Raw genomic sequence first — 12,905 nt, 5'->3', positions numbered from 1 at the left:
CATGAATGCTCAACGTTTTGCCCGAATTCAGGAAATGCTGGCGCTGCGCCAGCACGATCTTACCGTCTGCATGGAGCAGGTGCACAAGCCGCATAATGTCTCTGCGGTGATCCGCACGGCAGACGCGGTGGGTATTCATGAAGTTCACGCCGTCTGGCCCAGCGTGCGGATGCGCACGATGGTTTCGGCGTCCGCGGGCAGCAACAGCTGGGTAAACGTTAAAACCCATACGCACATCACTGAAGCAGTACGCCATCTGAAAGATCGCGGCATGCAGGTGCTGGCCACCAACCTCTCAGCAAAAGCGGTCGACTTTCGCGCTATTGATTACACCCGCCCGACCTGCATTCTGATGGGTCAGGAAAAAACCGGCATCACTGCCGACGCGCTGGCGCTGGCTGATCAGGATATTATTATCCCGATGGTGGGTATGGTGCAGTCGCTGAATGTCTCTGTGGCCTCCGCGCTTATCCTTTATGAAGCACAGCGCCAGCGGCAGAATGCCGGGATGTATCAGCGTAAGCACAGCCTGCTGGATGAAGCAGAGCAGCAGCGTTTGCTGTTTGAAGGCGGCTATCCGGTTCTCGCACGCGTGGCGAAGCAGAAAGGCCTGCCCTATCCGCAGATCAATATGCAGGGCGGCATTGATGCCGATGCCGGCTGGTGGTCCGCCATGCAAGCCACGGGTCGGAAATGAAAGGCCGGCTGCTGGATGCCATACCGCTCAGTACCCTGACCGGCGTCGGCGCCAGCCAGGCCGCTAAGCTGGCCAGACTTAACCTGTTTACTATCCAGGATCTGCTGCTTCACCTGCCGCTGCGCTACGAAGATCGCACTCAGCTCTATAAAATCAACGACCTGCTGCCCGGTATCTGGGCCACCATTGAAGGCGAAGTGCTGAACAGCGAGGTCACGTTTGGTCGCCGCCGCATGCTGGTGTGCCAGATTAGTGACGGCAGCGGGATTGCTACCCTGCGCTTTTTTAATTTCACTGCCGGCATGAAAAACAGCCTGGCACCCGGTCGCCGCGTTACCGCTTATGGTGAGATCAAGCGCGGGCAGCGCGGTGCCGAAATTATCCATCCTGAATATCGCCTTCAGGGCGAGCAGGGCGGCGCAGAGCTGCAGGAAACCCTGACGCCGGTCTATCCCACCACGGAAGGCATACGTCAGGCCACGCTGCGCAACCTGACTGACCAGGCGCTGACTCTGCTGGAGAGCTGTGCGATTGCTGAGCTGCTGCCGCCGGAGCTGAGCGGCGGGCTGATCAGCCTGCCTGATGCGCTGCGCACGCTGCACCGGCCGCCACCCGATCTCCGGCTCAGCGAACTGGAAACCGGCCGTCATCCGGCACAGAAACGATTAATTCTTGAAGAGCTGCTGGCGCATAACCTCAGCATGCTGGCCGTGCGCGCGGGGGCACAACGTCATCATGCGCTGCCGCTGCCCGCCTGTCATACGCTGGTGGACAGACTGCTGGCCGCGCTGCCTTTCTCTCCGACCGGCGCACAGCAGCGTGTGGTAAAGGAGATTGAGCGCGATCTGGCCAATGACTATCCGATGCTGCGTCTGGTGCAGGGTGATGTCGGCTCCGGGAAAACGCTGGTGGCGGCGCTGGCCGCGCTTAACGTGATTGCCCACGGCAAACAGGTCGCGCTGATGGCGCCGACTGAACTGCTGGCCGAGCAGCACGCGGCGAATTTCCGCCAGTGGTTTGCTCCACTCGGCATCGAAGTGGGCTGGCTGGCCGGCAAGCAGAAAGGCAAAGCGCGCGAAGCGCAGCAGGCGGCAATCGCCAGCGGCCAGGTGGCGATGGTCGTGGGCACGCACGCGCTGTTTCAGGAGCAGGTAAAATTCAGCGGCATGGCGCTGGTGATCATTGATGAGCAGCACCGCTTTGGTGTGCATCAGCGGCTGGCGCTGTGGGAAAAAGGCGAAGAGCAGGGTTTTCATCCCCATCAGCTCATCATGACCGCGACCCCCATCCCGCGTACGCTGGCGATGACCGCCTACGCCGATCTCGACACGTCAACTATTGATGAACTGCCGCCGGGCCGTACGCCGGTGACGACGGTGGCCATTCCGGATACGCGCCGCAGCGACATTATTGAACGCGTAAAAAACGCCTGTCTGGAGGGCCGTCAGGCCTACTGGGTCTGCACCCTGATTGATGAATCGGAGGTGCTGGAAGCGCAGGCTGCCGAAGCGACCTGGCAGGAGCTGCGCGTTGCGCTGCCCGATTTGCGCACAGGCCTGGTGCACGGTCGCATGAAGCCTGCAGAGAAGCAGGCAGTGATGGCCGCATTCAAAGCCAACGAGATCCAGCTGCTGATCGCCACTACCGTTATTGAGGTTGGCGTGGATGTACCCAATGCCAGCCTGATGATCATCGAAAATCCGGAGCGGCTTGGCCTGGCACAGCTGCATCAGCTGCGCGGGCGCGTCGGGCGCGGTGCCGTCGCCTCACATTGCGTGCTGCTTTATAAAGCCCCGCTGAGCAAAACGGCTCAGCGTCGCCTGCAGGTCCTGCGCGACAGCAACGATGGCTTTGTGATTGCGCAGCACGATCTCGAAATTCGCGGGCCCGGCGAGCTGCTGGGCACGCGGCAGACCGGCAATGCTGAATTCAGGGTAGCTGACCTGTTGCGCGATCAGGCCATGATCCCGGAAGTGCAGCGCGTGGCACGCCATATCCATCAATACTATCCCCAACAGGCACAGGCGCTGATTGAGCGCTGGCTGCCGGAAACTGAACGCTACAGCCACGCCTAGGTACCTGTTTCCGCCGCGCCCTGTGCGCCTGCGGAAAAATCACCCAGCGGAAGAGTGACGCCAGCTATGCAAACGATTGCTTTCAGCGGGCAACCGTTTAAAATCGCCACTTTGCTGTTACTGAGAGCCTGTCATGCCTGTTAATCGTGCCGAACCCCTTTCGCCCGCCAGTGCGTCTGCCACGACAAAAAGCGAACTGATTTATCGTCTTGAGGATCGCCCGCCGCTGCCGCAGACGCTGTTTGCCGCCTGTCAGCATCTGCTGGCGATGTTTGTTGCCGTGATCACCCCGGCGCTGCTGATCTGCCAGGCGCTGGGACTGCCGGCACAGGATACGCAGCACATCATCAGCATGTCGCTGTTTGCCTCCGGCGTGGCGTCACTGCTGCAGATCAAAACCTGGGGACCGGTTGGGTCCGGGCTGCTGTCGATTCAGGGCACCAGCTTTAACTTTGTCACCCCACTGATCATGGGCGGTATGGCGCTGAAGAATGGCGGAGCGGATGTGCCCACCATGATGGCGGCGCTGTTTGGCACGCTGATGGTCGCCTCCTGTACCGAAATGCTGCTGTCGCGCGTGCTGCATCTTGCACGCCGGATTATTACGCCGCTGGTGTCGGGCATTGTGGTAATGATTATCGGTCTCTCGCTGATTCAGGTCGGGCTGACCTCGATTGGCGGTGGTTTTGCCGCGATGAACGATCACAGCTTTGGCGCACCTGAAAACCTGCTGCTGGCAGGTGCCGTGCTGCTGGTCATTATTCTGCTTAACCGGCAGCGCAACCCCTATCTGCGCGTCGCATCGCTGGTGATCGCGATGGCGGTGGGGTATGCACTGGCGTGGGGGCTGGATATGCTGCCGGAGAGCGCGGCACCGGTACAGCAGCCGCTGCTGGCCGTGCCCTCACCGCTCTATTACGGGCTGGGCTTTGACTGGAATCTGCTGATCCCGCTGATGCTGGTCTTTATGGTTACCTCGCTGGAGACCATCGGTGATATCACCGCCACCTCTGACGTTTCAGAACAGCCGGTCAGCGGCCCGCTCTATATGAAGCGTCTGAAAGGCGGCGTGCTGGCAAACGGCCTGAACTCCTGCGTATCTGCCCTGTTTAATACCTTCCCCAACTCCTGCTTTGGACAGAACAACGGCGTGATCCAGCTGACCGGCGTAGCCAGCCGCTATGTGGGCTTTGTGGTGGCGCTGATGCTGGTGGTACTCGGGCTGTTTCCGGCGGTCAGCGGCTTTGTTCAGCATATTCCGGAACCGGTACTGGGTGGCGCCACTATTGTGATGTTTGGCACCATTGCTGCCTCCGGCGTGCGCATTGTCTCGCGCGAGCCGCTTAATCGCCGCGCCATCATGATTATTGCACTGTCGCTGGCGGTCGGGCTGGGTGTCTCTCAGCAGCCGCTGATCCTGCAGTTTGCGCCAGAGTGGCTGAAAACGCTGCTCTCTTCCGGTATTGCTGCCGGCGGTATTACGGCGATTGTGCTTAATCTTATTTTCCCGCAGGAAAAATAGCGCAGCAGGCAGGCATCAGCCTGCCTGCTATTTATTCGCATTTTTCGCCAGACAGTTGAGCTGCAACGGTAATTCAGGCATAACAACCACTGACCGGACAACGATCGCGATGGATGAATGCAATGAAATTTCTGGGCAAGTTTTTCCTTACTTTATTACTGCTGATTCTGCTGCTGCTGGTGATCGGTTATGTGCTGGTGCAGACACAGTGGGGCGCCGGCTGGTTTAGCCGTTGGGTAAGCGACAAAACAGCCTGGCATCTCTCCGTCAGTAAAATTGAGCATAACTTCTCCTCTCCTTCGCATATCGTGCTGGATAACTTCAGCTTTGGTCACGACGGCCAGCCGGCGGTTGTCGTGGCTAAACGCATCGATCTTGGCCTGGCGCTGGTGCAGTTCAGCGACTGGCTTCATTTCGACAGCATTGAAATCCATGAAGGGGAGATCAATCTCGCTAATCAGACGCCAGCGACCACGCTGCCGATTCAGGCAAACCGCCTGCAGCTGCGAAATGTACGCCTGGAGAGCCCGCGCACGGCGCTGCCGCTCTCTGCGCGCGGCATTAATGGCGGTATCATTCCATGGAAACCCACGCCCGCCGATATGCTGGGCAGTGACGCACAGTTTCAGATGAGCGCGGCGCAGCTGACGCTGAACGGAGTGGCCGGTGATAACGTGCTGCTGCAGGGCAACGTGGCGCAGCGCCGCCTGCAGCTAACCACAATCGGTGCGGATATCGCACGCGGCTCGGTAACCGGCCGGGCAGAGCGTGACGCCGGGGGTAACTGGAGCATCAATCAGCTGCGCCTGAATGATATCCGCCTGCAGACCAGCAAATCGCTGAATGAATTTCTGCGCCCGCTGCTGACGGCCCCTGCGGTCAGTATTCATCGTCTGGATCTCACCGATGCCCGGCTGCAGGGCCCCGACTGGGCCGTCACCGATCTGGATCTTACGCTGCGGGACATCACCCTGCACAACGGGGACTGGCAAAGCAAAGAGGGCTACCTGGCAATGAATGCAGGTAACTTTATCAATGGCAGCCTGGCGCTGGATGATCCCATTGTTAATGCAGAGTTCTCGCCTGAAGGTGTCAGACTCACGCAGTTCAGCTCGCGCTGGGTTAACGGTATTCTGCGCGCCAGCGGCAGCTGGACGCGCAGCAACCGGCAGCTGACGCTGGACGATCTGGCGGTGGCCGGACTGGAGTATACGTTACCGCAGAACTGGCGCGAGCGCTGGCAGGCCCCCCTGCCCGCCTGGCTTGGCAGCGTGCTGGTGAAGCACGCCACCGCTAATCGTAACCTGATCATCGATATCAACCCGGCGTTTCCTTTCCAGATGACCGCACTGGACGGCTCTGCGGACAACCTGCTGCTGGCGCGTGAACATCAGTGGGGGATCTGGTCAGGCAAAGCAGCTTTTAATGCGGCAGAAGCCACGTTTAACCGTACCGATCTGCGTCATCCCTCAATCGCACTGACGGCAGATGAGCAGCAGATCCAGATAACAGAAATGAGCGCCTTTAACGGCAACGGACTGCTGGAAGCGACAGCAACGGTGGGTCAGAGTGCCGGACGCCCGCTCACACTGAGCCTGAAAGGCCAGGCGGTGCCGGCAAACGTGCTGGAAAACTGGGGCTGGCCGGCCCTGACGCAGAGCGGTAACAGCACGCTGCAGCTGCAGCTTAAGGGTTCGCTGCGCGCCGGTACGCCACTGCGTCCGGGCATTTCAGCAGACCTTTCCGTTACCACCGACGCAGGATCGCTGCAGCAGACCATGCGTAACGGAGAGACAGAGTAATACCGGCCCACCGATCGCGTTGTTGCAAGCGCGATCGGTGCCGACACCCTTAGTTTATCAGCGCGCCAGAGCCACCCGCTTCAAGCGGACCATGCTGATCTGCAGGCAGTACAATATAAACGCCCTCAAATACTGCGCCCGGCTCCTCATTACCATACAGCTCTACTTCCAGCTGCACGCGCGCCTTACGCCCGCGCGCGAGGCGATCGAGATCGCCACTCAGCGAGCCGAGATCGGCGATGGCACCGGGCCGTCCGCTGATCGGTTTGCTGTAGCGGATGTGCGCATCCGCCAGAATAATGGTCCCGCCCAGGTGACGTTCGCGCAGCAGCAGCCAGATCAGTCCCCAGCCGGTCAGCGTGGCCAGTGAAAAGAGGCTGCCGGCAAACAGCGTATGGTGCGGGTTCTGATTGCCGGTCTCCGGCATGGTGGTAACAAATTTCTGTCCGGTATATTGCAGAATGCGCACGCCCATTTTTTCACTCAGAGGAATGTGCTCATACCACGCCTGTTGCAGCTGACCGCACCAGTCGGCGCGGTGCAGAATGTCATCCAGCGTCACCACCGGTTTAATCATCAGAAAATGACGCAGCGGCGTGGTCTGCGGTGCCGTAATTTCACCCTGATTGATAAAACCCAGCTTGGCAAAAAACTCCACGGCGTCTTCGCGCGCGCTGCAGGTTACGCGCTTGGCGCCCTCCTGGCGTGCAACGGACTCCAGCGTCATCGCCACCAGCGTACCCAGCCCCTTGCCCTGTACCGACGGGTGCACGGCCAGAAAGCGAATAGCCGCTTCGTTCTCGGCATTGATATAGAGGCGGCCTGCAGCAACCGGCTTGCCCTGCTCATCCACCACCATCTGATGATGCGCCAGCGCATCCCAGGCGTCACGTTCTGAGCCCTGTGGCTGGCGTAGCGGCTTGCGCAGCATTTCCCAGCGGAACTGGTAATACATGTCCAGCTCTTCAGCCGTCTGCGGCACTCGAAGATGATACATAAAATGGTTCTCCCGTTCGGAGCCTGCGTGGCCGATCGCCTGTCGCCCGACTGCCGATCTCACACCTGCAACCAGAAAGTGACCGGACCGTTATTTACCAGTGAAACCTGCATATCCGCCGCAAAGCGACCGCAGGCGGTGGTGATACCGCTGGCCCGGCAGCAGTCGCTAAAGACGTTATACAGTCGCTCCGCTTCGGCCGGTGCGGCTCCCCCGGAAAATGAGGGACGCATGCCCTTACGGGTATCTGCTGCCAGCGTAAACTGCGAAACCACCAGCACGCTGCCGCCAGCCTGGTGCACATTCAGATTCATTTTGTCATTTTCGTCACCGAAAACACGGTAGCCGAGCACTTTATCGCAGAGTCGCCGCGCTTTTTGATCATCATCCTCTTTCTCCACGCCCAGCAGCACCAGCAGTCCTGCGCCAATCTCACCAATGATCCGGTTGTCGACCGTCACGCTGGCGGCACTGACGCGCTGAATTAATGCAATCATGTTTCCTCACGGGATGGTTCATGTTCCTGCTGCTTTAGCTGGCGATAGTCGTTCAGGGTGACGGTGACTTCCGCTCCCAGCAAAACAATACACCACGTCCAGTAGACCCACAGAAACAGGATCGGAATAACGGCCAGTACGCCGTAAATTAACTGATACGAAGGAAACATCGTAACATAGAGCGCAAAGCCTTTTTTGCCCAGCTCAAACAGCAGACCTGCCACCACTGCCCCCGTGAGCGCATCGCGCCCCGGCACGCGGCGCGTTGGCACAACGCTGTAAAGCAGCCAGAACGCCAGAATAGAGAGCACCAGCGGGAAAATACGCAGCAGCTGGTCGATGAGGCTGGTTACGCCGGTAACATTCACCCAGCGCAGCGACAGCAAATAGGAACTGATTGCCAGACTGGCACCAGCCAGCAGCGGTCCCAGCGTCAGGATCATCCAGTAGACGGCAAACGAATAGACCATCGGACGCGGCGAATTGCTGCGCCAGATGGTGTTCAGCGCGCTGTCAACGGAGTGCATTAGCAGCAGCGCCGTCACAATCAGCCCTACAGCCCCCACTGCCGTCATTTTGTTAACGTTAGCCACAAACTGGTCGAGGTAGCGCTGGATCACGTCACCCGCTGCCGGCATGAAGTTGGTAAAAATAAAATTCTTGAGCTGTACGCTGATGTCGGAAAACACCGGGAACGCGGCGAACAGCGCGAAGATCACCGCGACCAGCGGCACCAGTGCCAGCAGGGAGACGTAGGCAAGATTACCTGCCTGCGTGGTCATGTTGTCTTCGTCGATACGCCGCCACAGCAGCTTGAGCCATAAAAAGAACGCATGCGCCCGGTGGCGCAGAGTGTTAGCCATCACATTTATCCACGCGCTGCAAACCAGTCTGGCAGGGTTTTGTGGTCCTCCACCAGCACGCTGTCTATTCCCAGCGCGCGTGCCGCATCGATATTTGCCTGATTGTCATCAAAGAAAATGGCCTGATCGGCAGTGTACCCCTCCTGCGCCAGCACATAGCTGAAAATACGGGCTTCCGGTTTACGCATGCCGAGATCCTGCGACATATAGACGCGATCGGCAGCCTGCTGCACTTCCGGATAGTGTGTTGGCCAGAACTCAAAATGCAGCTGATTCGTGTTGGAAAGGATCACCACGCGCTCGCCCCGGGCGCGTAGCTGGTTCATGATGGCCAGCGTCTCCGGGCGCACGCCGACAAACACGGCCTGCCAGCCGGCAGTGAACTGTTCATAGCTCAGGGCAATATCGAGCTGCTCGCAAAGACGTTCAGCAAATTCAGGGTCGCTGATTTCACCCCGTTCATGTTGTTCAAACGCTTCATCCATGCCGAAGCGACTCTGCAGCGTGGCCAGCGGCACGCGACCTAAATCACTCCAGACGCCCAGTACGCGATTGAAGTCGATATCAACGATCACGTTACCCAAATCAAAGATGTACAGCATGACGCCTCTCCTCTGTGCTTCCGGGATCATTCACTCTAGCGGCAAAAAGCGTAGCTGAACAGTAAGCAGCCGGGGAAAAGGCGGGCAACAAAAACAAAAAAGCCCCGCAGTGCGGGGCCTGATAACAGAAGGTATCGCTTACTCTTTACCGCCGCGAGACGCGCGTTTGCGATCGTTCTCGGTCAGGTGACGTTTACGAATACGCACTGACTGTGGCGTGACTTCAACCAGTTCATCATCATCGATGAACTCGATCGCCTGCTCCAGCGTCATTTTCTGTGGCGGAACCAGCGTGGTTGCCTCATCGGTACCTGACGCACGCATGTTGGTCAGTTTCTTACCGGTCAGGCAGTTTACTGTCAGGTCGTTAGAGCGGCTGTGAATACCGATGATCTGGCCTTCATAGACTTCTGCACCGTGACCCAGGAACAGCTTACCGCGATCCTGCAGACCAAACAGCGCAAACGCAACGGCTTTACCCTGACCGTTGGAGATCAGAACGCCGTTCTGACGCTGACCCACTTCACCCGGACGAACGTCGTCGTAGTGGCTGAAGGTAGAATAAAGCAGACCGGTACCGGAGGTCATGGTCATGAATTCGTTACGGAAGCCGATCAGACCACGGCTTGGGATCACGTAGTCGAGACGTACGCGGCCTTTGCCATCCGGATCCATATTTTTCAGGTCGCCTTTACGCTCACCCATCGCCTGCATCACCGAGCCCTGATGGGTCTCTTCGATATCGAGGGTCACGTTCTCAAATGGCTCCTGCTTGCGGCCTTCATGCTCACGGAAGATAACTTTCGGACGGGATACCGCCAGCTCGAAACCTTCACGACGCATGTTTTCGATCAGAACAGAAAGGTGCAGCTCACCACGACCTGATACGCGGAACGCGTCAGCATCGGTGGTCTCTTCAACGCGCAGCGCAACGTTGTGTACCAGTTCTTTGTTCAGGCGATCCAGGATCTGACGTGAAGTAACGTATTTACCTTCTTTACCGCAGAACGGTGAGGTATTGACGTTAAAGAACATGGTCACGGTCGGCTCATCCACGCTCAGCGCCGGCAGGGCCTGTACATTCTGCGTGTCGCAGATGGTATCGGAGATGTTCAGCTCACCCAGACCGGTAACAGCAATGATGTCGCCCGCTTCTGCCAGATCGCTGTCGATACGCTCCAGACCCAGATGCGTCAGCACTTTGCCTACTTTTGCGTTACGGGTTTTGCCTTCGCTATCAATCACCGTTACCTGCTGGTTCGGCTTGATTTTACCGCGCTTGATGCGGCCAATACCGATAACGCCCAGGTAGTTGTTGTAGTCCAGCTGTGAAATCTGCATCTGCAGCGGCGCATCAGCTTCAACCTGCGGCGGAGAAACGTGATCGACGATTGCCTGATACAGCGGGGTCATGTCCTCAGCCATATCAGTATGTTCCAGACCTGCAATACCATTCAGCGCTGACGCGTAAATGATAGGGAAGTCCAGCTGCTCATCAGTCGCGTCGAGGTTAACGAACAGGTCGAATACCTGATCTACAACCCAGTCAGGACGCGCGCCTGGACGGTCAATTTTGTTGATAACCACAATAGGTTTCAGACCGTGGGCAAAGGCTTTCTTGGTTACGAAGCGGGTTTGCGGCATAGGGCCATCCATCGCATCAACAACCAGCAGCACCGAATCCACCATGGACATGACGCGCTCTACTTCACCACCGAAGTCGGCGTGTCCCGGGGTATCAACGATGTTGATACGGTAGTCGTTCCATTTGATGGCGGTGTTTTTTGCGAGGATGGTAATTCCACGCTCTTTTTCCAAATCATTGGAATCCATCACACGTTCAGTCGCTTCGGTACGAGCGTCAAAAGTACCGGACTGTTGCAGCAGTTTGTCGACCAGGGTGGTTTTTCCATGGTCAACGTGCGCGATGATGGCGATGTTACGCAAATTTTCGATCACAGCTTTGCCTCAGGCATTATAGAAATAACGCGGTATTGTACACGGATTAAGCGGAATACTGAACATGATCACAGTTTTCCCGACAATATTCTCGCGCTGCTGATTTTTAGCACCATTAGCGGTGCAAATATCTGCATCCTGCTGGCTTTGTGCACCATTTTAGTGCTGACACCGCACGGATTTGCACCATAATAAAGCAATGCGTCTGTTCTGGTGCAGCTGCTGATGCACCGCAGCGCGCCGTACAGCGCCATTTATCGCGCTTGAAAAAAGTTGGCACAGAATTCGCTTTATCTTTTTTAAGTGCAAACGACAGTGGCCTGATGGCTGAATAGCTTGCCGGGATCTTAGTCAGGGGTGGTCAGTAGTCGTGACACATTCCAGGCATTTTGAGTTCTCTCACCACGACAACAGATGACCATTTCCAGGAGAGTTGAGTATGTCCGCTGAACACGTTCTCTCGATGATGAACGAGCATGAAGTTAAGTTCGTCGATCTGCGTTTTACCGATACCAAAGGTAAAGAACAGCACGTCACCATTCCTGCTCATCAGGTTAACGCAGACTTCTTTGAAGAAGGCAAAATGTTCGATGGTTCATCCATCGGTGGCTGGAAAGGCATTAACGAATCAGACATGGTGCTGATGCCGGATGCCACCACCGCGGTGATGGATCCGTTCTTCGAAGACCCGACTCTCATCATCCGGTGTGACATCCTTGAGCCAGGCACGCTGCAGGGTTACGATCGCGACCCGCGTTCCATTGCCAAGCGCGCCGAAGAGTACCTGCGTTCTTCCGGTATTGCTGACACGGTGCTGTTCGGGCCTGAGCCAGAATTTTTCCTGTTTGACGATATCCGTTTCGGCTCGTCGACTTCAGGTTCACATGTTGCTATCGATGATATCGAAGCGTGCTGGAACACCGGCAAAGCGTACGAAGGCGGCAACAAAGGCCATCGTCCGGGCCTGAAAGGCGGTTACTTCCCGGTGCCACCGGTTGACTCCTCTCAGGATATCCGTTCTGCCATGTGTCTGACCATGGAGCAGATGGGGCTGGTTGTAGAAGCACATCACCACGAAGTGGCAACCGCTGGTCAGAACGAAGTGGCAACCCGCTTCAATACCATGACCAAAAAAGCGGATGAAATTCAGATTTATAAGTATGTCGTGCACAACGTCGCGCACGCTTACGGCAAGACCGCAACCTTTATGCCAAAGCCAATGTTTGGTGATAACGGATCCGGTATGCACTGCCATATGTCACTCTCTAAAGGTGGCGTAAACCTGTTCTCCGGTGATAAGTACGGCGGCCTGTCTGAAACGGCACTGTTCTACATCGGCGGTGTGATCAAGCACGCTAAAGCAATTAACGCCCTGGCTAACCCCACCACCAACTCTTACAAGCGTCTGGTGCCGGGTTATGAAGCGCCGGTTATGCTCGCTTATTCTGCGCGTAACCGTTCTGCCTCTATCCGTATTCCGGTTGTTGCCAGCCCGAAAGCTCGCCGTATTGAAGCGCGCTTCCCGGATCCAGCGGCTAACCCATACCTGGCGTTTACTGCACTGCTGATGGCTGGCCTCGACGGCATCATCAACAAAATCCATCCTGGCGATGCGATGGACAAAAACCTCTACGATCTGCCGCCGGAAGAAGAAGCGGAGATCCCGAAAGTAGCCGGTTCTCTGGAAGAGGCGCTGAACGCGCTGAATGAAGATCGCGAGTTCCTGACCCGCGGCGGCGTATTCACTGACGACGCTATCGATGCTTACATCGAGCTGCGCAAGCCAGATGTTGATCGCGTTCGCATGACGCCACACCCGGTTGAATTTGAACTCTACTACAGCGTTTAAATGGCCATTCACCTCTTTTGTCCGCCAGTCCGGGCAAAAGAG

10 protein-coding genes are annotated in these 12,905 nt (G+C 57.2%); 5 read left to right on the top strand and 5 right to left on the bottom strand.

What is annotated here, in order from left to right; all coding sequences use genetic code 11:
* The first annotated feature begins 1 nt into the window (after position 1).
* The 4 genes from trmH to B3041_RS11400 all read left to right on the top strand — a co-directional run bounded on the left by trmH (position 2) and on the right by B3041_RS11400 (position 6,096).
* Positions 2–697: a tRNA (guanosine(18)-2'-O)-methyltransferase TrmH gene (gene trmH / locus B3041_RS11415; RefSeq protein ID WP_065648399.1), complete on the top strand. Its 696-nt coding sequence runs from the start codon at positions 2–4 to the stop codon at positions 695–697.
* Positions 694–2,772, top strand: coding sequence for an ATP-dependent DNA helicase RecG (gene recG, locus B3041_RS11410; protein ID WP_065648398.1), 2,079 nt, complete (start codon positions 694–696; stop codon positions 2,770–2,772). Before trmH ends, recG begins: the two co-directional genes overlap by 4 nt.
* A gap of 133 nt (positions 2,773–2,905) precedes the next feature.
* Positions 2,906–4,294: a nucleobase:cation symporter-2 family protein gene (locus B3041_RS11405; RefSeq protein WP_065648397.1), complete on the top strand. Its 1,389-nt coding sequence runs from the start codon at positions 2,906–2,908 to the stop codon at positions 4,292–4,294.
* Positions 4,295–4,416: 122 nt separating this feature from the next.
* Positions 4,417–6,096: an AsmA family protein gene (locus B3041_RS11400; protein ID WP_065650415.1), complete on the top strand. Its 1,680-nt coding sequence runs from the start codon at positions 4,417–4,419 to the stop codon at positions 6,094–6,096.
* Between the two features lie 49 nt (positions 6,097–6,145).
* Here B3041_RS11400 and fabY read toward each other — a convergent pair whose 3' ends face one another.
* The 5 genes from fabY to typA all read right to left on the bottom strand — a co-directional run bounded on the left by fabY (position 6,146) and on the right by typA (position 11,014).
* The gene (gene fabY / locus B3041_RS11395; protein WP_065648396.1) at positions 6,146–7,093 is read right to left on the bottom strand and encodes a fatty acid biosynthesis protein FabY; all 948 of its coding nucleotides are present in this window, start codon (positions 7,091–7,093) and stop codon (positions 6,146–6,148) included.
* A 59-nt stretch (positions 7,094–7,152) separates the two neighbouring features.
* Complete coding sequence (gene dtd / locus B3041_RS11390) at positions 7,153–7,590, bottom strand: D-aminoacyl-tRNA deacylase (protein ID WP_292972694.1); 438 nt, start codon at positions 7,588–7,590, stop codon at positions 7,153–7,155.
* A complete protein-coding gene (locus B3041_RS11385) occupies positions 7,587–8,453 on the bottom strand; it encodes a virulence factor BrkB family protein (protein WP_065648394.1) in 867 nt (288 codons plus the stop codon). The genes dtd and B3041_RS11385 overlap by 4 nt, the downstream gene beginning before the upstream one ends.
* A 5-nt stretch (positions 8,454–8,458) precedes the next feature.
* Complete coding sequence (gene yihX / locus B3041_RS11380) at positions 8,459–9,055, bottom strand: glucose-1-phosphatase (RefSeq protein WP_065648393.1); 597 nt, start codon at positions 9,053–9,055, stop codon at positions 8,459–8,461.
* 138 nt (positions 9,056–9,193) lie between these two features.
* On the bottom strand, positions 9,194–11,014 hold the full coding sequence (typA, locus tag B3041_RS11375; RefSeq protein WP_065648392.1) for a ribosome-dependent GTPase TypA: 1,821 nt from the start codon (positions 11,012–11,014) through the stop codon (positions 9,194–9,196).
* A 439-nt stretch (positions 11,015–11,453) separates the two neighbouring features.
* Here typA and glnA point away from each other — a divergent pair, with 439 nt between their 5' ends.
* Complete coding sequence (gene glnA, locus B3041_RS11370; RefSeq protein ID WP_065648391.1) at positions 11,454–12,863, top strand: glutamate--ammonia ligase; 1,410 nt, start codon at positions 11,454–11,456, stop codon at positions 12,861–12,863.
* Positions 12,864–12,905: the final 42 nt, after the last annotated feature.

Origin of the sequence: Pantoea sp. UBA4549 (genome assembly GCF_002387285.1) — a bacterium.
Taxonomy (GTDB): Bacteria; Pseudomonadota; Gammaproteobacteria; order Enterobacterales; family Enterobacteriaceae; genus Pantoea; species Pantoea borealis.
Note: the sequence above shows the minus strand (reverse complement) of the source record. Positions and strands in the feature narration are given on the sequence as shown.